The sequence below is a fragment of the Deltaproteobacteria bacterium genome, assembly GCA_016180855.1.
Lineage (GTDB): Bacteria > UBA10199 > UBA10199 > JACPAL01 > JACPAL01 > JACPAL01.
In genome coordinates this window covers 38,021-60,665 of the sequence record JACPAL010000015.1, presented here as the reverse complement: position 1 = coordinate 60,665, position 22,645 = coordinate 38,021, and the positions used below count along the sequence as shown (strand labels likewise).

The following is a 22,645-nucleotide window of genomic DNA, read 5'->3' as shown; positions in this document are numbered from 1 at the left end:
TCTATATCCCCTCCCTTAACCCTCCCCTTAGATAAGGGGAGGGAGGGGGTGGGGATATGCCATATTCTCTTTCATAGTGAGAGCAAATCTGTTCAAAAATTCTGACCGCCTCCATCGACGCCTCCTTTTTCACCAACCCCCACTGTCTCTGCACCTCTGCCTCATTGGTCGTCTCTCCATTTTTGAGAGGCCTCCAACCGTATCGTTGCAATGCGTGCAGGGATGGGACATCCGTCAGAACCTTTCGTGGAATTTTTTGCTCCTGCAAAACCTTCTCGGTTCGGTCGGTTCTTTTTGTGCCGAGCAACGTTTCGATCTTTTCAATAAAGGGCCATGGTTCCTGCACAAATTTTTCAAACGGAATGCAGAGGAGCCGTGCATTTTGAGGCTGACTCTTCAAGAAGAGGTTCCGTCTTGTAGTCAAGAAGTCGAGACTTCGGATAATGCGATCCATGCGGTTCGATTCGAGAAAAATCTCCTCCCACCCCAAGGCAAACCAGGGGAGGTCCTGTCCCTTGTAATCGAGACAGATGTCGAGTTCGAGCGGGTCAGTCCCATACCGACTTATGTAATCGAGCCATGCCGTCAGGACAAAGAGCGGATGTCTCACCATTTCGATCAACACCCCCCTATCCCCAACCGCTTCAAAGAGTGGATGAGAAATTCCGATCGTCTGATGGGTCATTAAGTGGAGTATCGGACGTTCCTGCCTGATCCTCTCCAAAACCGGAGGACCATCGGGAAGAGTTAGTCGCCTTTCATACTCCTCACGTCTGGCGATGACAGACGAGAGGTCGCTGCAACGGAAATTGGCACCACGAGAAATCATCATATCGTGGCAGCTCAAGTCACTTTGAATCCGTATCAAGGTGACGGCGGCATCCTCTTCAATCCGATCGAGGAACCTCATCACACAAATCTCTTCATAAATCGGATCGATTCGCTGGACCTCGACCCGCTCCAGACTCTGCAAGACTGCCGAAAGGGCCGTTTTGCCGCTCCCGCTGATCCCGTCGGCAAAGACGATCTGCGGTGCGATATGAACTCGACGTGATGTTTTATTATCTTTGCGCAAGGGGAGGAATATAATCGACGCGATGTTTTAACGCCCACTTCCCATCGACCTTGTCCCAGATGTGGGGCTGACGGAATTTATCACAAACCTGCCAGAACTCCTGGTCGTTGATACCGAGATAATCAAGAAATTCCTTGTAATACTTAATCGGAAACTCTCCGTCATATTTATGAACCAGGGCGACCCCCTCGTCTCGCGTGAGATGCCCGTCACGAATCTCGTGTGCCGCATCTGAGGTGCATCGCCCAATCCCGAATTTGATGAACGCAAGATAAAAATGAAACCCATCGGTCTTGTCATCCAAACTGGCATATTTGGAATAGGTCCCTTCTGACCGAACCGGATTGGCAGTAAACCCGGTATGCTCCACGGCGTAATAGTAGTGCTCCTGGGGTACCCACTTATTGTAGTACGACCACCAATGCATTTGGGTGCCAACCCTCTTCATCGCATCGAGATCCGGGACCTCGTAAAGCTCAAACAGCTTGGAGTGGACCTCCTCCTTCGTAAAAACATTTCTTTTCAGACCCTGCTCCACCAAATAGGAAATGCCTGAGTCTTTGTAGTAAATCTCTGCCCATTCCTCGAGCGGCTCCCCCGCCTTATTTTTGTTGCGTGTCGTCCCGCCGTACTCGAGTTCCCCATTTTCACCGAAAAAAACAAGTGGGATATTGAAGCGGGTCGCGATCTGAAACGCCCAAGACTGTTGGCCGTAGGCGAACGGTTCCCAGGCATCTCCCAGGAGATCAAATGCCAATAAAGAGAGCTTCCGATGGAGCTTGCCATCTGGATAACAAAGGATGTTGTCAAAACCAGAGTCCTTGAAGTCGACATAGTTTTTCCACCCGATATCGGTATACATGAAGGGGGCCCAGGTGATCGTGAGCGGATGCATTCCATACTTGTGTTTTAGTTTGTGGGCCACAATGGAACTGTCCTTACCACCACTGCCAGGAACGACGACATCATAGCTCCCGTCTTTGGAACGATACTGGTCGAGGAGTTTCACGAGTTCGTGCTCCCTTGCATCCCAATTCACCAAACTCTGTTTTTCATAGGCCCAATGACAGGCACTGCAGACATTGTTTTCATCAAACCCAATTCGAGGACGCTGATTAGAAACAACGCACCGCGAACAAAATTTGATCTCCTTCGGCAACTTCGGCAGCTGCCCGTCTTTAATCTCGTCGGTTACCTTGATGATTTTTGACATGATTTTTCTCCTTATCCCCTCCCTCACCCTCCCCTTAGCTTAAGGGGAGGGACGGGGTGGGGATACCCTCACGACACCACGTGCCGTAATCGCCAACCCTCTTTCGTCTGCTCCCACAAATGGGGAGAGCGAAATTTGTCGCAGAGGGCCTTAAATTCTGTATCCGTCATTGAAATATATTCCAAAAATTCCTTGTAATACCGTTCCGGGAACTCCCCGTCATACCTACGAACAAGCGCCACCCCTTCCTCGCGGGTCAGATGCTTGTTGCGGATCTCCTGCGCCGCATCCTGGGTCGCCCGACCGTAACCAAACTTCATGTAGGTCGTGTAGTAGAAATAACCGTCCGTTTTGTCGTCAATGCTGTTGTATTTGGAATAGGTCCCCTCGGTCCTCACAGGATTCGCCTGAAAACCGGTATGCTCCACCGCATAGTAATACGCCTCTTGAGGAATCCATTTGATGTAATAACCGAGGTAATGGAACTCGAGATTCTTGCTTTGCGCAATCTGTGGATCGAGCGGAAGATAGGGATCCAAATCCCCGAGCGTTGTCCCTTCACGAAGATATTCCGAAACCGATTTGCCTCCTAAATAAATATTCTCACCACTGCGCCCGCGAGTGAAATCGAGCCGAAAACCTTCGTCCTGATCCTTTCCGGTCGTCGTTTCACCTGTTGAGAATTTCTTCTGGTGGATAGAAACATTCGCCCCATACTCCCCCGGCGCCTCCCCATAGAAAACAAGAGGAAGGTTAAATTTGACCGCCATCTTGGTCGCAAAGGTTTTTTGTCCCAGAATAAACGGCTGAAACGGATGAAGGAGATTTAAGACCGCATTTCGGGTTAACAACTGGTGAATCCGTCCGTTGGGGGTAAAAAGGTAATTATCAAACCCGCCGACATGCACCCAGTTTTGATGATTATTCCAACCGACATCCGTGTAGAGATGGGGGGCCCAGGTAACGGTCAACGGATGCATCCCGTATTTGTACTTGAGGAGGTGGGAGGCATAGCAACTGTCCTTCCCCCCACTCCCGGGAACGAGGCAGTCATAAGAACCATCCTTGCTACGATACCGGCTGAGGAGATTCAGCAGCTCCTTCTCCCTCTCTTGCCAATCAATTTTTTGATCCTTGGCCTCAGCAAAGCGACAGGCAGAGCAGACGCCTTCCTCATCAAAATGAATAAATTTATGCCTGCTCCCTGCCGTATGGGCCCACTCATTGCTGGACGAGGGCCTCTGGTTCGGCATCACACATCTCTTGCAAAATTTCACCTCGGCAGGGGCACCGTACTTTGATTCCATAAATTCTCTCCTTTACGCACCAATCAATTTCGCAATATTTTGATACATCTCAAGACCGACCGGACCGCTTTTTTCGGGATGGAACTGAAAACCAAAAACATTCTGGCAACGCAGACTCGAAATAAAATCGTAATGGCCATAGTGCGTGCGTGTCAGTGCCACACTCTGATCCTCCGGCTGGACATAATAGGAGTGGCAAAAATAGACATAGTCGCCGGGGGTCGTTCCCCGAAGCGGGCTCCCTTCCCAGGAGGTCGTCGTATCCTTCCAGATTTGATTCCATCCGACATGCGGGACGCTCAAGATATGATCTCCCTCACGTGGCTGATCAAACCGTTTGACAGAGCCTTTCACAATACCCAACCCCTTATGGGATCCAAACTCCTCACTCTCACTCAAGAGCAACTGATAGCCAAGACAGATACCGATAAACGGTTTGGAAGAACCAACCAGATCTTTAAGGGGAGAGATGAGATCAAGCGCCTTCAACTGCTCCATCGCGTCACCGAAGGCACCGACACCGGGCAAGATCACCGCATCGGCCTGTATGATTTCAGGAATCGAGGAGGTAATCGTCGCCTCCAGCCCGACCCGCTCACAAGCGTGTTTCACGCTGAACATGTTGCAGATGCCGTAATCAACAATCGCTACTTTAGATCTAGGCGTTGACAATTTTCTCCTCTAACTTGGGCAGGGTGCGGCAGCAGACCCCATTTTGAATCAAACACTCTTTAATCTGGGGAATCGTCGCCCCCTGAATCCGGCTGTAGGTCCTCTTTCTTTTCAAAAATTCGATATTCCCCTCGTCAGAATAATCCTCGTCATGCTCCATCTCCTGAATAAACTGATAATGCAGCATCGAGGCGACACAAGCGGCGTCCGCCTTTCCTTCCGTAATGACCTCTTGCACGTGCTGTACCTGCCCGGCTCCCCCGCAGGCAATCACAGGAATCGAAACAGCATCGGCAATCTTCCGGGTGAGTGGAATAGCGTAGCCACGACCGGTTCCCTCCTGATCAACCGACGTTATCATAATCTCACCAGCACCCAGTTCGGCCGCGCGAACCGCCCACTCAAAGACATCAACTCCCGTCGCCTGCCGTCCATTATCCGTAAACGCCTCGTACCGCCCATCAGGCTGTTTAATCGCCTCAATAGAAACAACGATCGTGGAAGATCCAAACTTGCGCGATGCCTCCCGAATCAGTTCAGGCCGGTTGATCACCGCCGTGTTGAGCGCTACCTTGTCGGCTCCGGCACGAAGAACCGCCTTGATATCCTCAAGGGATCGAAGCCCCCCTCCGACCATGAGCGGGATAAAGACCTCTTTGGCAGTCCTCTCAACGATGTGAAGGAGATTGTTTCTCCCGTAAAGGCTTGCGACCACATCCATATAAAGGATCTCATCCGCCCCGGTCTCAAAGTAATGGCGGGCAAAGTGGTTCGGTTTTCCCAAGACACGAAGCCCTTCCAAATGGACCCCCTTCACGAGGTTGGGGCCTTTAATATCAAGACGGGCTATGACGCGGATGTTTGCCATGAAAGGCCTTTATTCCTAAAGGCAACGATTTTTCGAAACAGGCGTGAGGCCTCAAAGAGATTGTTGTCTATCTTTGGATTATCAAGATTCTTGAAAAAGCAGTCAAGCTGGGCCTCGTAAAGTGGATTTTTGTCATCCAACAGATTCACTTTTTCAAAGGAGTTTCGTGTCTTAACTTCCAGAAACCTCTGGGTTTGTCGATTGGCACAATCAAGATAAACCTCTGTTGCCGATTTTTCATGGGTGATCTTCAGATCCGCAAAATCCTCTGCATCAATCGTGACCTCTCCCCGTCGCTCCATTTTTCCTTGAATCCGTTCGACCTCCCCAAAGAGATATGCCGCTAAATCAATTTCGTGGGAGAGATCGAGAAGCACCCCCCCTCCCTGATCGCGACGGGCCGAGTAACTCTTTTTGACGTCTTGATTCGGCCGCCAATCCGAAAGAAAGGAGGTACAGACCATCCGGCACGATTTTATCTCCTCCCCTTTTAACTTTTCCTTCAAACGCCGGATCGCTGGATGAAATCTCAAAGGATAGGCGACGTAACTCGTCAAACGATGCTGTTCAACGGTTGCCAAAAGATCGTCCAGGCCGGCCAGCTGGCAATCAATCGGTTTTTCAATAAAAAGATGCATCTTTCTCTCCGCACAGCGGCGGGCGGTCTCAATGTGGAGAAATGTCGGGTTCGTAATAAAGGCAACATCAAAATGATGTTGGTCCACTTCGTCCCACGAAGAGAGCTCCGTGATGCCTAAATCATTCTTCTCCTGCCCCTTGCCGGTTCGAAGGGCGTAAAGACGATGTGGATAGTTCTCCTGAATCAATCGGGCATGCCTCTTGCCGATCGAACCGAGACCACAAATGAGGATATTGAGGTTCATCCTTCCAGGTTTCTTAAGGCCGTGTGATATTCCTGCCACTGCCCTAGATCAATCCACGATTGTTGGCTCACGGGATAAACCCCGACGCGCCCTCCCGTCTCCTTCACCTTCGTCATAAACTCGTTAAAGTCGAACTTTACCCCTTCCGGAATCAGATCTGCCGCTTCTCGCCTGACAACATACATGCCGGTGTTCACAAGAAGATCAAGCTCCGGTTTCTCGACGATCCGGTCGAGATGTCCGCCATTTTTCACCTCCAGAACCCCGAAGGGGACCGACAGATGCTGAACGGAGCCGACCACAGTGATGTCGTAATGGTTGGAATGATGAAACCGGTAAATATCTTCATAATCTGCCTTCACCAGAATATCACAATTGGTGACGAAAAAGTGCGGCGCATCGATGTGAGGAGCAGCCAACTTGAGACTACCGGCCGTCCCTGTCGGCTGATCCTCCCAGACCAGCTTCACCTGATAGCCATTTTCAGGCTGTTCAAAATAGGTCTGGATCATCTTGCCTTTATAATTCACCGTCAAAAAGAAATCGTGACATCCAAATTCCTGAAAATGATCCATGATAATTTCTATGATCGGCTTCTCTCCGAATGGAATAAGTGGTTTGGGAAGAATTCGCGTAAAAGGATCCAATCGTGTCCCCTTTCCACCGGCCATGACCAGGACCGGTATACGCATCGGCTTTCTTGAGACGTTTGTTCCTTTCCCAGTGAGCTCCCTTACAAAGAGAACATCGACCACACGGTTTTCTCGATCGACGACCGGCGCCGCATCGATCTTTCGTTCGATCATTTTTTGCCGAATTGATTCTATTTTTTCATCCCCTGAAAAGAAAACGGGATTCTTGTGATAGACCTTGAAGATCGGCTCCGCCAAGCCTCCCTCTTTCAAAATCCACCGCCTGAGATCCCCATCTGTCACACTCCCGCAGAGTTTCATCTCGGCATCCATAACAAAAAGTATTTTCTCTCCAACCTCATCCATTTTCCTCATCGTCTCTTTCACGGAAAGAGAATTGGCAATGAGCAGTTTTTCAAAACCGTTCTTCATGAGTGCTCCTCTCTTAAATCTTCCCAGCGAATGACCTCTCCTTCAGCCTTGTCCACCTTCAACCGACGCCCAATCAGACGATCCCGTTCCGCCGGAGAGATGCCAACCCCGGCACGACGTGCCACGAGATCGATCTCCTGCAAGGCACTCCCCGCCAAAAGTGGTTTTGCCGTGACAAGACTCCTCCTGCCAAACTCACGAATACGCAGTTCAGAGGCGGTCGGTCTCTTTTCTGCAGAACCGAGGGCTATCTCGATTTTCCGGATCGACTTAATCATCGATTTCAATTCCTCGGGTTCCAACGAGGCTTGATGATCCGGTCCTTTCATCTGACGATCCAAAGTAAAATGCTTTTCAATCACAGAGGCGCCCAGCGCAACCGCAGCGACGGGGATCTCCCATCCCAAGGTGTGATCGGAATAACCAACCGGCGCACTGAAAGTCTCTCGTAGGGTCTGCATCGCCTGCAGATTTACCTCCTCTTCGGGGCAGGGGTAACTTGTCGTGCAATGCAAAAGAGTCAGCGCTGTTTTTTCGGAAATTTGCCGGAGGGTCCGAACAGCCACCCTTACTTCCTGAAGGTCCGCCATCCCCGTTGAAAGAATGAGCGGTTTCTTCAGGGAGGCCAGGAAGCGGAGGAACGGAAGGTTCGTCAGCTCCCCGGATGGAATCTTCACATGGGTCATGCCAATCTCCCGGACCAAAAAAAGCGCACTCTCTTGATCAAATGGGGTTGAGAGAAAAAGTATTTTTTGGCGGTCACAATACTCTTTCAGGCTGGCGAAGTCGTTCTGCGAGAGCTCGAGACGCTTGAGCATCTCAAATTGTGTCTCGCCACCACCCAGATTGGTTTTTTGGTAATCCGCTCGGTCAAGCCCCTTCGTCACTAAATGTTCCGCTTTAAATGTCTGAAACTTTACCGCATCGGCTCCGGCCACGACAGCAATATCGACCAGTTTCTTGGCCAAGTCGAGCGAGCCGTTGTGATTAACGCCTGCCTCCGCAATAATGAAAGTGTGAGCCATCCCTTAGACCTCCTTGAGAAGCATAAAGGCCTCAGCATGCTTCACATGAGCGACCGATCCTCTCAGAATGGTAAGAGCTTTGAGGGCTTCCAGACTGCGAGGAAAAGGATGTTCCCCCAGTTCGGACTGGTAAATCTTCATCGCCTTTAATTTTTTCTCTACATAGAGCGTCACATCAACAAACACATTGGGCGTAAAAACATTGTCGGGAAAAGGTGTTGCAAGATCCGTTTCAGAAATCGTTTCATACATCAGCACCTTTTTTAAAAAAGGAAACCGAAAAGTCTTGCTGCACGCCATTGCATATTCAAAAGTCATTCGATGATCGGAATGAATATCACTGCGGTTTGGGACATACATCACATCCGGCCTAATCTCATTGATAACTTGACTCAGCCGACCAATGACCTCCCCCGCGGGGTAGGTATCAAGTTTGGTTGTATGGTAGGGAAATTGGATCTTCCGTTTAAAACCGTAGAAGTTTACAATTTTTTGAATCTCTTCCTCCCGGATTTTTTTAAATTCCTCCGGATAGACCGTATCCTCCTTGATATGGGTCATGATGAGCCAATTAATCTCATCTCCCTCAGCCCTGTGTCTTAAAAGAGCCCCGCCAGCCCCTAGAGTTTCATCATCGGGGTGAGGTGCAATAACTAAAACCCTCTTTGATCGGGAATGAAAAAACTCTTTCTTAAGTGAAAACTCTTGGGAGGTGAAACTTTTTAGGGCATTTTTAATTTTCAAGGAGGCCCCTCCGCTTCCGTAGAGGTTTTTCACAAAAATAAGTTGAGACTGAAAATCCGGGTTTATCGCCTTCCGGATCGCCTCCACAATCGACACGACATTTTCTTCACAAGAAATAATCGAATCGGACATGAGTCGACCCTTCTGCCGATCACCGATGTTAACCGTTGCCTTCTTGAAAGAGGGAGCCTCGATAATACCGCTCGAGGAATTTCCAATGACGACATCCACATGCTTCATTACACTGAGGTAACGGGCCTGTCCGAGCGAGGCAAAAAAGACAGCCCGCCCCTTGTTCCTACTAACATAGGCCTGCATGAAGTCTGTAATAACCTTGTTATCGGGATCGGCATTCGACTGGGTAAAGATAATCTTAGCCTTTGGAAATTGGTCTAATCCCGCCAGGAGTTGATGAACATGATCTTGGGATCCTTTTTCATCCAGTGTAACCGGGTGGTAAGTCACTAGAAAGGTTAGATCTTGAAAAGAAAAACCAAGGGATTTTTCTAACTCCTCCTTGCTGAGAAGTGAAAGCCGGTCCACATTATCGAGACCTGGAGCTCCAAAGGAAAAAACTCTTGCCGGGTCTTCTCCCATCTGAATAATCGTGGAACGGTAAGGCTCCGCCGCCGCAAAATGAAGATACGACATCTTGGTGATTGCATGACGGATTGAATCATCAAAAGCTCCAAGCGTCGTCTCTCCTCCATGGATATGCGCGATGGGAATTCTGGAAATCAGGGCCGCCGTGGCTGCAGCCAACACCTCGAACCGGTCCCCGAGCACGACAACCATATTGGGTTTTAGCTTTTCAAACGCCTCGGCAAATCCTTGGGTCGCTTCTCCCGTCGCCCTGGAAATTCCAAGCGCCGAATCATCGGCCAGAAACATTTCGACCTTCTGATCAATATGAAAACCGTCCTCCTCGATCAATTTATAGGTAGAACCAAACTGAGGGGACAGATGCATTCCGGCAACAACCACTTGTAATTTTAGTTCGGGATCCTCCTGGATTTCTTTCATAATCCAATAGAGGAGACCGTACTCCGCACGCGTTCCTGTTACGACACAGATTTTATTCATTTTGTTTTCTCCTGAATTCGGCAGGGATTGCCGAATGCCTTGCAATCATCCGGAATGTCCTTAATCACCACGCTTCCGGCTCCAATCATCGTTTGGTTCCCAACGGAAATTCCCTCAATCACGGAGCTTCCTGTTCCAATATGAGAGCCCTCACCGACATGGACCCCTCCCGACAGGGTCGCACCCGGGGCCAGATGAACAAAGTCCCCCAAGGAACAGTCATGATCTACAACGGCTCCCGTATTGATAATGACATTTTTGCCGATAACGGCCCCAGACTGCACAACAGCGCCTGCAGCCACATAAGTTCCCGCTCCTAATTGAACCGAATCATCCACCACCGCCTTTGGATCAACCAGGGAAGGGAGAGAGAATCCGATGGTCGTCAACTTCTCAAAAAGTTTCCGTCGAACTCCGGAATTGCCTACCGATCCAACACTGATAAAGGCGAGGTCGCACCCCTGCCGGTAAACCTCCTGTAACACCTCATCACTTCCCAATACTTTAACTCCATTGACCAACACCTCGGGCTTAAGATTCTTATCAACAAGGCCGACGATCTGAAAATTTCCAAGCGCCCGGAGCGTGCTCAGCACCACACGACTGTGTCCACCTCCTCCCACAAGGAGAATATTTCCCGGTTTAGCTCTCGCCATTAATAGGTAATCCGCTTGGCCAACAATTTTTCCTTGGAAGGAAGCGATTTAAGAATTTCAAGTGAACGCTTGGCCATGGTGCCATCTCCATAAATACTTTTTCCACGTGTAATTGATTTTTTATATTCCTTGTCATGCAACGCTTTATTAACAGCGCCCATTACACTTTCAAAATCGGCATGGACAAACTGGACCTGGTTCCCCGCCAAACGTCCCCACTGCCTCTGTCCTACATTAACTGCGGGAAGTCCGATAAATTCGGCCTCATGCATCGCCAGGGAAGAGTTTCCCAGGATGCATTTTGCATGAGACAGCAAACGGGTAAAAATCCGCCGCGGAAGGTAGTTGTAAACATGGAATTTTGGCAGGGACTCATACCGCTTGAACAAAGTGATAATATCGTGAAAGCCAGGATCGCTGTTGGGTGCCCCTACAAAAACCTCAAGACACGTTTCGGCCGCTACCTCAAGGCAGAGGCTCAATTCATCAACCGCCTTATCAATTTCGGAGCTCAGGGCGTTGTAGAGAACAATCATATAGTCGTTATTCACTGCAACCCCCAGCACCTCCTCCACTTCACGAAGATCCAAATCACCAGCCATCCGAATCCAGTCAATACCTCCACTCCCAACCGTAAAAACCCGCCATGACTCCTCACCCAATTTAAGAACCCGCCGGGAATGCTCCTCTGTCATTGTGAGATGAACATGACTCAATTTTGTGGTGGCATGTCGCACCTGTTCATCAACATCCCCCCCCTTTGGAAAGGTGTTGTCTCCCCCCGCAATGTGAACAGTCGGTATGTTCATGTAATTAGCCGCCAACGCCCCAATAATAGGGTCTTCCCGATCTCCAATAATCAAGACTAGATCCGGTTTCTCTCTTCTAAAGGTCTGTGCCAGTGATTGCAGCAGGATGCCAGCGGACTTTACCTTGCCCGATTCTGTGTTGGAGTAGAGCAGATTTTCAATCTCCTCCGCAATCCGGAAGCCGTCCTTCTTCATCTGGTTAAACGAATAATTGTGCAAAGGTGATAAATGGGCACTCTCTGCAATAACGCCGAGATCAAAGCAGGCGTCTTCATTCAACGCCTTCAACAGCGGATAAAAAAGATCGTATTCCGAACGGATGCCTGACAACGCTAGAGCCTTGATTGTTCCGCCACAGGATTCGAGTAATGTTTTCTCTTCCACCATATTTCTCTACCGCTTAAGGGCACTCACACATCGGGACAAGCCGTCTTCAAAACTGTACCGTGGCGAAAACCCGATTTGAGATCTTGCCAGACGAATATCGTAGGCATAATCAGCCGCCTTTGTGTCGACGGGTTTCTGTTTTATGGAGAGGCTCTTCCCATCAACTCCCCTAATCCGTTCCGCCGCCTCCTGTACCGTATGGGACTCACCCGTAGCGATATTGAGCAGACCATTGAACCTCTTTTCAACGGAAAGAAGGATGGCGGAAATCACATCATCAATATAGATGTAATCCTGCTTCGCGTCACCCTTCCCCCAAACAACAAGGTCACTACCATCCCTCACTGCCCTTAAATATTCAGGAATCGCCCTTTGGAGCTCTGGGGCATAACGAAGCTCAGAATAAACACTGGATATTCTTAAGAGAGCGGCCGGAATCCCCTTTGACTCAGAAAAAAGGGTTAGATATTTTTCGGCGGCCAGTTTGCTGGCCGCGTAGGTGTTCACAGGGTTCGTCGGATGTCTTTCGTCAATCGGCAGAAATTCGGGGATCCCATAGACAGAGGTGGTGCTGGCATAACAAATCATCTTTAAATCAGGCAGGGATTGTAAAAGGTGAACCATTCCGATCAGATTCACCGTAATTGTTTGCCTGCTCGATGAAAAGAAATCAGACCTTTGGTCCACAACGCTTCCCAAATGGATCAGAGTTTCAGGGCTAAAACCTCTTAACGCATCTTCAATAGGCGCCGCCTCTTCCATGAGATCAACCGAAGCAAATAAAATCTTGCCGTCATGAAGAAGCTTCTGGAGAATTGGGGACCGCTCGATTCGCCGGCCCATCACAAATGGTTTGAGGCCTCCTTCTACCAATTGCTCAATCAAGCAACTCCCCAATTGGCCGGTGCCACCCGTCACGAGGATTTTTTCATTTCCGTTAAGCACTCGCCTGAATCTCCTCCTTCAAACCATGCTGAATCGGAATCCGGGATTCAAATCCCAGAACATTTTTCGCCTTTGTGATGTCTAAAGTATAATTGGCCGGTTTGGATGGGCGCCGATCCCCCATCTGGCATCGAACCTCTCTCTTTGAAAGATGAACCATTGTTTCCACGAGATCCCGAATACTGATCCCTCTCCCGGAACCGATGTTAAAAACTCCCCCCTCGCTTTTTTGAACGGCCAGTACAAACGCCCTCGCTGCGTCGTTCAAGTGTAAATAGTCCCTGATTTCCTCCTCATCTCCCGGGAAAATGGTCAACGGCTCACCATTTCTTATTTTTCTGGAGAACAGAGGGATGACCCTATTGCGGTTCCCCTCGGAATACTGACCAGGGCCGTAAAGCGAACTGAGTCTTAACACGGTTGTCTTAACCTTCTGCTGTAACGCATAGACATGGAGATATTTTTCCGCCGCCAGCTTTGCCACCCCATAAATGTTGGTTGGCTCTGTCGGATGTCTTTCAGGAAGAGGAGTCAACTGTGGATAACCGTAAACCATCATACTGCTTGCATAGACGAAGTGTCTCAGATGAGGCACAAGAGAGAGCAGATTGATCGTTGCCAGAACATTCAGTTTAATACTCGCCACGGCAGACCCCAGAACATCGACCGATCCATCAACCATCGAGGCCAAATGAATGGCGCATTGAATTTGATTGAGCTCCCGACTTAAATTGCGAACCTCATCCTCATGAAGTAAATCACACGGATAGAACTTTACCTTTCCTTTTTGAAATATCACATGGGTGTCAGAGTTAGGCAGACTCTTATCGAGAACAACCAGCTCATATCCCTCTTCAACCAAACGGTTTACGACAAATACCCCCAACTGACCGCACCCTCCCGTTACCAGTATTTTTTTATCTTGGCTCATACCCCGACAACACAAGATCTCTCAGGTACCACCTGTTTTTCAGTGATTGTACAAACATTGGCCCAATTTGTTTTTTGGCAGATTTCAATAAGAAGCTCCGTTTTTGATTTTTCAAGACCCAGTTCAGTACCGATAAATATTTCGTTCTGAATTCCCAACAACTCGAAACATTCCCGCATCAAGGGGATCGTTACATCGACCAGATATTTTACATTCTGCTCATACCACTTCGTGATTCTCGGCATCACCTCGTCATAGCCGACCGTCTTCTGGTAGTTGAGTCGGATTGTCTTCAGATGCTTCCGCAAGGCGTGAAGATCGACGATCTCGACATCCCTGATTCTTTGAGAGAAACGCCCCTTGGTCTGCACCGGTATTGTCAGGCTGATTTCTTTTCCGTCCAGCCCCTTGATCAAGGTTCTATTTTGCCATGATTTTTTTTGGTATTGAACATTATCAACAAAAACAAACGCACCTCCCTTAGCAATCTTATTGAATAATCCCAAATGGGGGAGATACTGGGGTTGATGCCCAACAACGATTCTCCGTTGGTCAGTACCATTTCGAGTCGATAGAACCATTAAGTTTGTTTGTTTTTGATCGGAGCCTTCGAACACTCAACCGACAGAGGTTGCATTCGCATAAAGGCTGCGTTTGACTTCACGTGGGCTCTCCGGCTGGCAAACCCCCTCTAGGGAATCCAGGATTTCCTGATCCTCTTTTTCTGAATCTCCCAGGTGCATGAGGAAAGCGGGTTCTTTTGCCTTTTCGGCGGCCAACTGTTTCTGTCTTCTAAACCGGAAAGAAGTGCCAAACTTAAAGAGCCACATGACGCATCTTTTCTCAAATTCATAAAAACTCCAAAAGCGGAGCTTCCAGCGAATCGAGGCTGACCACTCAAAGGGCAATATCATAAGGCGAAGAATCCCCGGAAATTTTTGCCGACTGACATCCCTTCTGAAAACAAGCCCAGCAAGATAATACAAACTTTCAGCACGCTTGCTAAAATGCGCGTTGTGCAAGCTCATTTCTCCCCACTGCTCTAACGACTCCGGCATCGTAAATCCCTGCTCTAAGGCATCGTTGAACATCGGAGTTCCGGGATAGGGGGTATATACATAGAGGCCAAGCCTTGCCTTGGAGTCAGTTTTGTGAATCCAATCCATCATCGAAAGGGTCTTCTTAATATCATCGCGAGTTTCCGTTGGAACGTTACACATAAAACTGTAGGTAGGAAAAATATTGGTTTTTGAGAGCAACGTTACACATCGTCTGATATCCTCCAGTCCCTGAACAAGCCCCTTTCCAATAATGCCGTTTAGGAGGCGTTCCGAACCAGTCTCAAGACCAAACAGAGCTCGATCGAGTCCCCCCTCAACAAACAACGGGAGGGAATCTTCGCGGATATCGCTCGCACGTAAACAGGTCCCCCATCGGATATTGTACTTCTTCATCACGGAGCTTACGCGTTTAATGACAGCCGGGTTTGAACCTAAATAATCATCATTTAAGAAAAGATAATTGATACCACCGCAGATCTCATTAAGCATTCCGATTTCTCTTTCCATCTTGTCTGCCGGCATCAATCGCCATTTGGCATCATTAAATTCTAAATTGTAACAGAAGCGGCATTTATAAGGACATCCCCTACTGTGGATGTAAAAGAGCTCGTTATACTTGCTAGCGAGTTGATAATAAGGTTTTGATTTTTCTGTAACAGGAAAAGGGAGATTGGCCATCCTGAGTTGAGGTCGATCCGCATTCCTGATAACTTGGCCCTCTTTCCGCCATATCAATCCCAAGATCTTGTCGTAGGCCTGACCATTTTTTACCGCCTTGATCAGTTCTGTTAAGGTTTCCTCTCCTTCTCCAATCACCGCAAAGTCAACATGCTGATTCTTCATGGTTTCGAGAGGTTGCATGCTGGGATGAACCCCTCCCATAACGATTGGGAGAGATGGATAATCCCTCTTGATCATCTCCAGAAGATTCACGGTCTGTCGGAGTTGATTACCGGTCATGCTCGAAATACCAACCATCATCGTATTTTCCAGACAAGTCTTGAGTTTCTCAGGCGAATCCATGCGCTGGTCGTAGTAATCGATTGTCAGCCCGTTGTTTTCGGCGTGAGCCCCCGGATAAAAGATACTGAGGGCAGGCCCCCTGACGGTCGCATCCTCCGATGGATTGGGATAAATTAATAGACAATCACTCATCATAAAAACCTCCCTGGGTCAGTCAGCCCTTGCTATCTCCCGTACAGAATCCAATGTGAAATAGTAACACCCTTCACGGTAATCTCAGAATAACCAATCTCGAGCCTCTCAAAGAGGCCGAATAACTTCCTTACCTGCTCCTCATCCTTTGCGGCATGGATGACACTTCCCTTTTGATTGGAAAGGGTCACCTCGAAGGTCCGCTCCGATATCTTCCTTCCTTCAGTCACCCGGGAATCCTTAAACGTGGCAAATGTCGCAAAAAACATACCGCCAGGCTTTAAGGTTCGTTTGACCTCGGACAGGGCACTCTGAAGACTCTCCTCATCCGTATACGGCAAGGAATTCCAGGCGACAACAATATCAAAAAAGTGATCGGGGAACGGGTAATGATGATTTTCAATCGGTTTTAAAACGGCCCGAAGACCCTCCCCGGCAAGATTTTCAGAGGCGGTTTCAACGGCACTGCGAGAGACCTCAACACCGTAACAATCAAACCCTTTCCTGGCCAAAAACTTGAGATTATTTCCGCACCCAAATCCAACATCCAACACCTTCGTGCCTGCGGTTTCAAGGCCTGAACAATATCGATTGATTGTAATAATAAGATCTTCGCAAGGGTAGCTCTGGCTCGAACCAGCCTCCCTCTTGGAATAAATCCGCTCCCAAACTGTCGTATTTTTTTGAACTGCTAAGCTATGCATACTGATTAGTTGATGATTCTGTTATAGATGCCCCTGGGAGTCAATCTGTTTTCAGGGCCCTTCTTACTGGAGGGGACACCAATTCTTGATTCTGAATCAGAAATTCAGCGAATTTGAGATCAATCTCAGTATCAATATCGAGCGCTCGCTCTTTGGGAACTAAAACCCCCTGTATTTTCCCATCAAAAAGGCTCTCCGAATTGAGAACAAAGTCTCGTCGACAGGCATAGGCAACCGTCGTGATACCATAAACAGTCGGTGCCTCTTGGGTACGCACAACCCTTTTGGCAGAAGGGATAGCTATTTTCAACCAACTGTCCTGTAATGTCACCATATTGAAATACGGGTTTCTGTCTGCTTCGCACAGCGTGATCACAGCATCTGCATCCGAATGAATCAGTTTTTGAAAACAACCATCAATATCTTCAGTACTTCGGAAAGGGGAGGTTGTCGGCAGACCAATCAGATAATCGATCCTTTTCTCCAGAATCCGTTCCATCTGTATCAGGGCATGCTGCCAGGACAACCACTCGGCGGAATCATCGGCGGCCAGGGGGGCAGGCCTCATAAATGGAACATCGGCACCCCATCTCTTTGCCACCTTTGCAATCTCTTCATCCTCCGTAGAAACAATGAGTGGGCTCACATAGCGGCACTGAAGGGCCGTCTGTATTGTATGAGCGATCAGTGGTTTTCCTCCCAACGGGCGCAGGTTTTTCCGAGGAACGCGCTTGCTTCCTCCCCGGGCGCAGATCAGCCCCAAGACAGTTGGTTCTTTAGAAGACACGCCAATCACTCCTAATGACCTCGGTCACCCTTTGAATCTCTTCTTCCTTCAAACTGACACTACAAGGGATATTCAGAACGGCCGACTCATATCGAAGCGCCTTTTCGATCCGATAGGCCTGGAATTTTTGATACGGCCTCTGCCGATGGATGAGGGCCCAAAGGGGGCGAGCCTCGATCCGCTTCTCACGGAGGTGGATCAAAAGACGATCCCGATCCCCTTCTTTGTCTACCACCAAGGCATAGTGCCAATAGTTGCTGTATGTCCCCTCCGGTTCCTCAATCCATCGCAAATCGGTCACACCACAAAGACTTTCCCGATAGGTTGTAAAATTCTTCCTCTTGGTCTCAATGAATTTCTCCAGTTGCTCTAACTGCGCCACCCCTACCGCGGCCTGGAGGTTGGTGAGTCTATAGTTAAACCCAATCTCATCATGTCGAAAATAGAGGGGATCCTCCTTCGCCTGTGTTGTCAGATGACGAACCCGTCGGGCCGAGGCTTCGTCATTGGTTAGCACCATCCCCCCTCCCCCGGTCGTAATCAATTTGTTCCCATTAAATGAAAGACAGCCAAAATCTCCGATCGATCCGGCAAAACGTTTTTTCCCTTTTAAACTTTTGTAGTAAGACCCGATTGATTCTGTTGCATCTTCAATCAGTTTCAAACCATATTTTTCCGTAAGCTGCACGATCAATTCCATATTGGCTGGATGACCAAAGACATGCACCACAATCACCGCAGAGACACGGCGACCGGTCTTCCTGTTTAAGAGCCTTCCATCCTTGAAGTGGCATTCCTTCTCAACAAAATCGACAAGCTTCGCTGCATCCATATTAAGGTGGTCATCACAGTCCATAAAAACGGGGCAGGCACCAACGTAACGAACCGCGTTCACGGGGGCAATAAAAGTGACCGTCGGGACAATGACCTCATCCTCCGCCTGGACACCCGCCGCAATGAGGGAGACATGCAACGCCGCGGTGCCATTGACACAGGCAACGGCATGAGGAACCCCTAGTCGATGTGCAACCTCCCGTTCAAACCGGTCCACATAAGGCCCTACCGACGAAACCCAGTTGGTCTCGATACAGTCGGCCAGATATTTGAGTTCGTTCCCTTTGAGAGAGGGGACAGAGAGCGAAATGAACGAATCCATCTTGGGCATCATATCCCCGCCCCTTCTCTCCCCTTACATTAAGGGGAGGGTGAAGGAGGGGATACTCCTAAATATTATAAATTTCCGGCTTATATCGATCGAGGTTCTGACGAAACCATTCAATTGTTTCCTGAAGACCACTCCGGAGGTCATAACGAGGCAACCAGTCGGTGAGGTTCCGAATCTTCTCATTAGAACCGTACAGTCGTTCCACTTCGCTTTTGCCCGGACGGACACGTGCTTCCTCCGTCACAAGCTCCGCCTCCCTATTGACAAGAGAGAGAATCTCACGGGCAACATCACCCATCGTACATTCCGTCTGGCTCGCAATGTTGATCTCTTCACCAATGACCTTGTCCGATTTTGCGATCGCCAGAAAACCGGCAACGGTATCCTTGACATAATTCATGTCACGCCGCGGACCAAGCGCCCCAATACGGATCTTCTTTGCACCACCCAAGAGCTGACTCAAGACCGTTGGAATAAAGGCACGTGCCGATTGACGGGGACCATAGGTGTTGAACGGCCGAACAATGGTAACCGGCGTTTCAAAAGAGCGATAAAAAGACTCTGCCATCCGATCGGCACCAATCTTCGAGGCACTGTAGGGGGACTGCCCCTGAAACGGATGCCTCTCATCAATTGGTACATATTGAGCTGTTCCATAAACCTCAGAAGTCGATGTGACGAGCACCTTCTCCACCACCTCATTCCGGCTCGCCTGAAGAATATTTAGAGTCCCTTTCACATTCGTATCAACGTAAGAGTCGGGCGAGTGGTACGAAAATGGGATGCCGATCAAGGCAGCTAGATGAAAAACGATCTCCTGGCCTTTAACCGCAGTTCGAACACCGTTGGGATCCCTGATATCCCCTGTAAAAATTTCGATCTCCTGAAGATCCTTCTTAGAAAAAGTATCAAGCCACCCCCAGGAGTTAAACGAGTTATAATAAACAAATGCCTTAACCCGGCACCCAGCCTCTAGAAGCCCCTCAACGAGGTGACTGCCGATGAAACCATCCGCCCCGGTCACTAAAATCTTTTTATTTTTGAGTTCCATACCAACAAAATCTCCTCCTAGGGAGAGGGGGAGACAAACAAATTCTCCTTGAGAGACGACGTCAAAAAAACCTCCCTCGTATCAGAGAGCCTGCTGTATCCCTCCAGTTCAGACTGATCGGGGAAACAGCGCGTCTTTACAATCGGTGCAACCCCTCCCTCAACCGCCTTTTGGAGATCGAGAGAGGTCAGCCGCCATCCCTTGACGTAACCGATGTTCTGAACCAGCACCAACTGCGACTCTGACTCCGACCAGAAGAGATTTTGAATGTAGGGATCTCCCTCAATGCGATACCGTATAACACCTACCTCTGTCGTTGAATCAACTTCGGTCAACCTCTCTGGATCCATAAGGCGAATCTCCGTCTTCTCCCGATCATACCCCGTCGTCGCCAGATACCATTGGTCACCGTACAGAACATATTCGGGTCGGGTCGCCTCTCCCGATTCCGGATCTTCAATCGTCCTCAAGAGGGCTCGATCCAGATTCTTATCTTCATAGAAGAGGCTCCAGTCGATCTGGTACAAGACGGCCTTCCGCTTATGAGACGTAGCCCCAATAAAAGTCGGCTTCCCCTCATGGTAGGCAATGGAGACCGGCTTGGCGACCAGAGGAAATCCCTGGTAGTTGAGACTGCCGATCCACCCGGTCGGCTTGAGATTGGAATCGAGCTCCTGAACAATCCCTCCTGTCTCGGACTGACCGTAGATATAAAGATGATCGCCAATCATCCGAACCCCTTGCCCAACACCAATGTCAGAAAACCGGTAGGCTTGTAAATTCGGTTCCTCTTCTACAAGAAGGGCCGACGGCTCACATTTCACTGAACAACCAACAACACCCAAAATCCCAAACCCTATTAAAACAAGAGCGGCCCTTGAAAATCTGCCAACCAAGGAATTACCAGGCGGTCCATCCGCCATCGACGGCCAAATTCTGACCCGTTATGTAACGGGCCGCATCGCTTGAGAGAAAAAGAACCGCTCCACAAATATCTTCGGGAGTTGCCATTCTGCCCAACGGAACCCTCTTCTCATAATTTTTTACAAACGACTCCGGTTGACCACTATAGATACCACCCGGGGAAACCATATTGACGCGGATGTTAAAGCGAGCCAGGTAAGTTGCCAGATAGCGCGTTAAAGTCGTTAGCCCTCCCTTGATCGCCGCATATTCGGCCGGCATCGTCATACTTGTCCCTTCATAAATGGAAAAATCGGGACCGACCATGCCATAAATGGAACCTACCTGTATGATGCTTCCCCTCTTCTGCTTCTTCATCTCACGAACAACCTCCTGCGTGAGTTGAAAATAGCCCCCCAAATGCCCATCGACGTTTTCAGACCAGTCTTCGCGGCTGATCTCCTCAAAAATTTTCCCCCAGTTTCTGTTGTGGGGATAGGCCGAATTAACGAGCACATCAATCCTCTCTTCATCTTTTATCGCCTTCTGGACGGCCTTTTGAATGCTCTTCGCATCTGTCACGTCGCATTCATAGTAGCAGACAGTGGAACTCTTCCCCTCTTTCAGGTCAAAAACAATGACGCGCCCACCCTGTTCCTGAAAGGCACTCACGAGCGAAGAACCGAGCAAGCCAGATCCACCCGAGATCAGGATGACCTTCCCCTCCAGACTGAAAGGATTAGACATTTAAATTCTCCAGTAGTTGAGTCCCGTGCCCACAAAATCCTCTTTCGAAAAGAGATTCTTTACATCGACAACAACCGCCTGAGAAGCCGCCATCTGCTTAATGACGGATGCCTTCATCCCCTTAAACGGCTTATGAGCGACCGCCACGAGAAAAAGGGCATACCCCTTCTTCTTGTCGAGATTTTGTTCCAGGCGGACACCATAATGTTCAAAGGCCTCTTCCGGATCCGCCAGCGGGTCATAGACATCAACCTCAAGCCCAAACGATTGAAGCTCCTTGATCATTTCCGGAACACGGCTGTTTCGAAGGTCCGGGACATCCTCCTTAAAGGTCAGGCCAAGCACGAGGGCTCGATGACCATTCACCGAATGATTATTCTGGATCATCTTCTTGACCGCCTGCTGAACGATGTAGATCCCCATAGAATCATTGATCCTACGCCCCGACAGGATGACCTGTGGATGATAACCGAGGATCTCGGCCTTATGGGTAAGGTAGTAGGGGTCAACGCCGATGCAGTGGCCACCAACCAGCCCTGGTGAAAAAGATAGAAAATTCCATTTCGTCCCCGCCGCCCTTAAAACCTCGGCGGTATCAATACCCAAACGATGGCAGATTACGGCGATCTCATTCATCAAGGCGATGTTCAGATCACGCTGGATATTTTCAATCACCTTGGCCGCCTCCGCCACCTTAATGCTGGGGGCCTGATACAGACCCGCCTTGATCACCTGCCCATAGACCGCATTCATGACCGCTAGCGTCTCCTCATTCTGGGCGGAGATGATCTTCAAAACGCGTGTAAGGGTCCTCTCCTTGTCTCCGGGATTGACCCGTTCCGGAGAATAGCCGACAAAGAAATCGGAACCGGCCTTGAGACCCGAGGTTCTTTCCAGAACAGGAATACATTCCTCTTCCGTCACACCGGGATAAACAGTTGATTCATAAACAACGATATCTCCCTTTTTGAGTCTGGCACCGACGGTCTCCGAGGCGGAGACAAGGCAGGAGAGATCTGGTCTCTTGGCGTCATCAATAGGGGTTGGGACGGTAACCACAAAAAAGTTGACCGTCGCCAGATCATTCGGGTCACTTGTAAAGGTTATTTTTGACTGGGTCAGTTTCTCCGTTGTAATTTCATTAGTACGATCACGCCCCTCAAGGAGGTCATTCACACGACGTCGATCCCGATCGTAACCAACCACCGGGAAACAGTCCCCAAAGGCAACCGCAAGTGGTAACCCAACATACCCCAGTCCGATGACACCGATTTTTCGCTTTTCTGCCATACCCGAATCCTCCTTAATTGATTTTACCGCTAAAATCTTTTCTCCCTCTCCTCTTGCGGGAGAGGGAATTTCTTTAACTTAAGAGCCTTTATGGGTGAGGGGTGTCAGGCGAGCTACCG

At 49.2% G+C, this 22,645-nt stretch carries 22 protein-coding genes; all 22 read right to left on the bottom strand.

The genetic code is table 11. From position 1 onward, the window contains the following. Nucleotide 1: 1 nt before the first annotated feature. Nucleotides 2-1,075, bottom strand: a complete 1,074-nt coding sequence (locus HYT77_07860) for a hypothetical protein (GenBank protein MBI2067910.1) — start codon at nt 1,073-1,075, stop codon at nt 2-4. Next, nucleotides 1,062-2,288, bottom strand: coding sequence for an N-acetyl sugar amidotransferase (locus HYT77_07855; GenBank protein MBI2067909.1), 1,227 nt, complete (start codon nt 2,286-2,288; stop codon nt 1,062-1,064). Before HYT77_07855 ends, HYT77_07860 begins: the two co-directional genes overlap by 14 nt. A 68-nt stretch (nt 2,289-2,356) precedes the next feature. Continuing rightward, nucleotides 2,357-3,595: an N-acetyl sugar amidotransferase gene (locus tag HYT77_07850; protein MBI2067908.1), complete on the bottom strand. Its 1,239-nt coding sequence runs from the start codon at nt 3,593-3,595 to the stop codon at nt 2,357-2,359. A gap of 12 nt (nt 3,596-3,607) precedes the next feature. Next, a complete protein-coding gene (hisH, locus tag HYT77_07845; GenBank protein MBI2067907.1) occupies nt 3,608-4,216 on the bottom strand; it encodes an imidazole glycerol phosphate synthase subunit HisH in 609 nt (202 codons plus the stop codon). A gap of 37 nt (nt 4,217-4,253) precedes the next feature. Next, nucleotides 4,254-5,135: an imidazole glycerol phosphate synthase subunit HisF gene (hisF, locus tag HYT77_07840; protein MBI2067906.1), complete on the bottom strand. Its 882-nt coding sequence runs from the start codon at nt 5,133-5,135 to the stop codon at nt 4,254-4,256. Further along, complete coding sequence (locus HYT77_07835) at nt 5,114-6,019, bottom strand: Gfo/Idh/MocA family oxidoreductase (protein ID MBI2067905.1); 906 nt, start codon at nt 6,017-6,019, stop codon at nt 5,114-5,116. The genes hisF and HYT77_07835 overlap by 22 nt, the downstream gene beginning before the upstream one ends. Beyond that, a complete protein-coding gene (locus HYT77_07830) occupies nt 6,016-7,083 on the bottom strand; it encodes an NTP transferase domain-containing protein (protein ID MBI2067904.1) in 1,068 nt (355 codons plus the stop codon). Before HYT77_07830 ends, HYT77_07835 begins: the two co-directional genes overlap by 4 nt. Next, nucleotides 7,080-8,108, bottom strand: a complete 1,029-nt coding sequence (neuB, locus tag HYT77_07825) for an N-acetylneuraminate synthase (protein ID MBI2067903.1) — start codon at nt 8,106-8,108, stop codon at nt 7,080-7,082. Before neuB ends, HYT77_07830 begins: the two co-directional genes overlap by 4 nt. 3 nt (nt 8,109-8,111) lie before the next feature. Next, the gene (gene neuC / locus HYT77_07820; protein MBI2067902.1) at nt 8,112-9,935 is read right to left on the bottom strand and encodes a UDP-N-acetylglucosamine 2-epimerase (hydrolyzing); all 1,824 of its coding nucleotides are present in this window, start codon (nt 9,933-9,935) and stop codon (nt 8,112-8,114) included. Next, on the bottom strand, nt 9,932-10,591 hold the full coding sequence (locus tag HYT77_07815; protein ID MBI2067901.1) for an acetyltransferase: 660 nt from the start codon (nt 10,589-10,591) through the stop codon (nt 9,932-9,934). Before HYT77_07815 ends, neuC (HYT77_07820) begins: the two co-directional genes overlap by 4 nt. Continuing rightward, nucleotides 10,591-11,787 (bottom strand): UDP-N-acetylglucosamine 2-epimerase (hydrolyzing), encoded by a 1,197-nt coding sequence (gene neuC, locus HYT77_07810; protein MBI2067900.1) that lies wholly within the window; start codon nt 11,785-11,787, stop codon nt 10,591-10,593. The genes HYT77_07815 and neuC (HYT77_07810) overlap by 1 nt, the downstream gene beginning before the upstream one ends. A gap of 6 nt (nt 11,788-11,793) precedes the next feature. Continuing rightward, nucleotides 11,794-12,732 carry a GDP-mannose 4,6-dehydratase gene (locus tag HYT77_07805; GenBank protein ID MBI2067899.1) on the bottom strand — a complete coding sequence of 313 codons (939 nt, stop codon included), beginning with the start codon at nt 12,730-12,732 and terminating at the stop codon, nt 11,794-11,796. After that, nucleotides 12,725-13,663 carry an NAD-dependent epimerase/dehydratase family protein gene (locus HYT77_07800; GenBank protein ID MBI2067898.1) on the bottom strand — a complete coding sequence of 313 codons (939 nt, stop codon included), beginning with the start codon at nt 13,661-13,663 and terminating at the stop codon, nt 12,725-12,727. The genes HYT77_07805 and HYT77_07800 overlap by 8 nt, the downstream gene beginning before the upstream one ends. Beyond that, nucleotides 13,660-14,244, bottom strand: coding sequence for a WbqC family protein (locus HYT77_07795; protein MBI2067897.1), 585 nt, complete (start codon nt 14,242-14,244; stop codon nt 13,660-13,662). The genes HYT77_07800 and HYT77_07795 overlap by 4 nt, the downstream gene beginning before the upstream one ends. Before the next feature lie 36 nt (nt 14,245-14,280). After that, the gene (locus HYT77_07790) at nt 14,281-15,882 is read right to left on the bottom strand and encodes a B12-binding domain-containing radical SAM protein (GenBank protein ID MBI2067896.1); all 1,602 of its coding nucleotides are present in this window, start codon (nt 15,880-15,882) and stop codon (nt 14,281-14,283) included. A 29-nt stretch (nt 15,883-15,911) separates the two neighbouring features. Next, complete coding sequence (locus HYT77_07785) at nt 15,912-16,583, bottom strand: class I SAM-dependent methyltransferase (protein ID MBI2067895.1); 672 nt, start codon at nt 16,581-16,583, stop codon at nt 15,912-15,914. Nucleotides 16,584-16,623: 40 nt separating this feature from the next. Further along, the gene (locus HYT77_07780) at nt 16,624-17,346 is read right to left on the bottom strand and encodes an acylneuraminate cytidylyltransferase family protein (protein ID MBI2067894.1); all 723 of its coding nucleotides are present in this window, start codon (nt 17,344-17,346) and stop codon (nt 16,624-16,626) included. A 13-nt stretch (nt 17,347-17,359) separates the two neighbouring features. Then, nucleotides 17,360-18,526, bottom strand: coding sequence for a LegC family aminotransferase (locus HYT77_07775; protein ID MBI2067893.1), 1,167 nt, complete (start codon nt 18,524-18,526; stop codon nt 17,360-17,362). 67 nt (nt 18,527-18,593) lie between these two features. Further along, entirely contained in the window at nt 18,594-19,586 is a 993-nt protein-coding gene (locus HYT77_07770; GenBank protein ID MBI2067892.1) for an SDR family NAD(P)-dependent oxidoreductase, read from the bottom strand. Between the two features lie 17 nt (nt 19,587-19,603). Continuing rightward, nucleotides 19,604-20,410 (bottom strand): hypothetical protein, encoded by an 807-nt coding sequence (locus HYT77_07765; protein MBI2067891.1) that lies wholly within the window; start codon nt 20,408-20,410, stop codon nt 19,604-19,606. 76 nt (nt 20,411-20,486) lie between these two features. After that, complete coding sequence (locus tag HYT77_07760) at nt 20,487-21,236, bottom strand: SDR family oxidoreductase (GenBank protein MBI2067890.1); 750 nt, start codon at nt 21,234-21,236, stop codon at nt 20,487-20,489. Next, nucleotides 21,237-22,526 (bottom strand): nucleotide sugar dehydrogenase, encoded by a 1,290-nt coding sequence (locus tag HYT77_07755; protein ID MBI2067889.1) that lies wholly within the window; start codon nt 22,524-22,526, stop codon nt 21,237-21,239. It abuts the gene before it with no gap. Nucleotides 22,527-22,645: the final 119 nt, after the last annotated feature.

What these genes read in the sequence shown, in the direction of transcription:
- HYT77_07855 (MBI2067909.1), bottom strand. Translation starts at nt 2,288, where the DNA reads ATGTCAAAAATCATCAAGGTAACCGACGAGATTAAAGACGGGCAGCTG.
- HYT77_07850 (MBI2067908.1), bottom strand. Translation starts at nt 3,595, where the DNA reads ATGGAATCAAAGTACGGTGCCCCTGCCGAGGTGAAATTTTGCAAGAGA.
- hisH (MBI2067907.1), bottom strand. Translation starts at nt 4,216, where the DNA reads ATGTTCAGCGTGAAACACGCTTGTGAGCGGGTCGGGCTGGAGGCGACG.
- hisF (MBI2067906.1), bottom strand. Translation starts at nt 5,135, where the DNA reads ATGGCAAACATCCGCGTCATAGCCCGTCTTGATATTAAAGGCCCCAAC.
- HYT77_07835 (MBI2067905.1), bottom strand. Translation starts at nt 6,019, where the DNA reads ATGAACCTCAATATCCTCATTTGTGGTCTCGGTTCGATCGGCAAGAGG.
- HYT77_07830 (MBI2067904.1), bottom strand. Translation starts at nt 7,083, where the DNA reads ATGAAGAACGGTTTTGAAAAACTGCTCATTGCCAATTCTCTTTCCGTG.
- neuB (MBI2067903.1), bottom strand. Translation starts at nt 8,108, where the DNA reads ATGGCTCACACTTTCATTATTGCGGAGGCAGGCGTTAATCACAACGGC.
- neuC (MBI2067902.1), bottom strand. Translation starts at nt 9,935, where the DNA reads ATGAATAAAATCTGTGTCGTAACAGGAACGCGTGCGGAGTACGGTCTC.
- HYT77_07815 (MBI2067901.1), bottom strand. Translation starts at nt 10,591, where the DNA reads ATGGCGAGAGCTAAACCGGGAAATATTCTCCTTGTGGGAGGAGGTGGA.
- neuC (MBI2067900.1), bottom strand. Translation starts at nt 11,787, where the DNA reads ATGGTGGAAGAGAAAACATTACTCGAATCCTGTGGCGGAACAATCAAG.
- HYT77_07800 (MBI2067898.1), bottom strand. Translation starts at nt 13,663, where the DNA reads ATGAGCCAAGATAAAAAAATACTGGTAACGGGAGGGTGCGGTCAGTTG.
- HYT77_07795 (MBI2067897.1), bottom strand. Translation starts at nt 14,244, where the DNA reads ATGGTTCTATCGACTCGAAATGGTACTGACCAACGGAGAATCGTTGTT.
- HYT77_07790 (MBI2067896.1), bottom strand. Translation starts at nt 15,882, where the DNA reads ATGATGAGTGATTGTCTATTAATTTATCCCAATCCATCGGAGGATGCG.
- HYT77_07785 (MBI2067895.1), bottom strand. Translation starts at nt 16,583, where the DNA reads ATGCATAGCTTAGCAGTTCAAAAAAATACGACAGTTTGGGAGCGGATT.
- HYT77_07775 (MBI2067893.1), bottom strand. Translation starts at nt 18,526, where the DNA reads ATGGATTCGTTCATTTCGCTCTCTGTCCCCTCTCTCAAAGGGAACGAA.
- HYT77_07770 (MBI2067892.1), bottom strand. Translation starts at nt 19,586, where the DNA reads ATGGAACTCAAAAATAAAAAGATTTTAGTGACCGGGGCGGATGGTTTC.
- HYT77_07760 (MBI2067890.1), bottom strand. Translation starts at nt 21,236, where the DNA reads ATGTCTAATCCTTTCAGTCTGGAGGGGAAGGTCATCCTGATCTCGGGT.
- HYT77_07755 (MBI2067889.1), bottom strand. Translation starts at nt 22,526, where the DNA reads ATGGCAGAAAAGCGAAAAATCGGTGTCATCGGACTGGGGTATGTTGGG.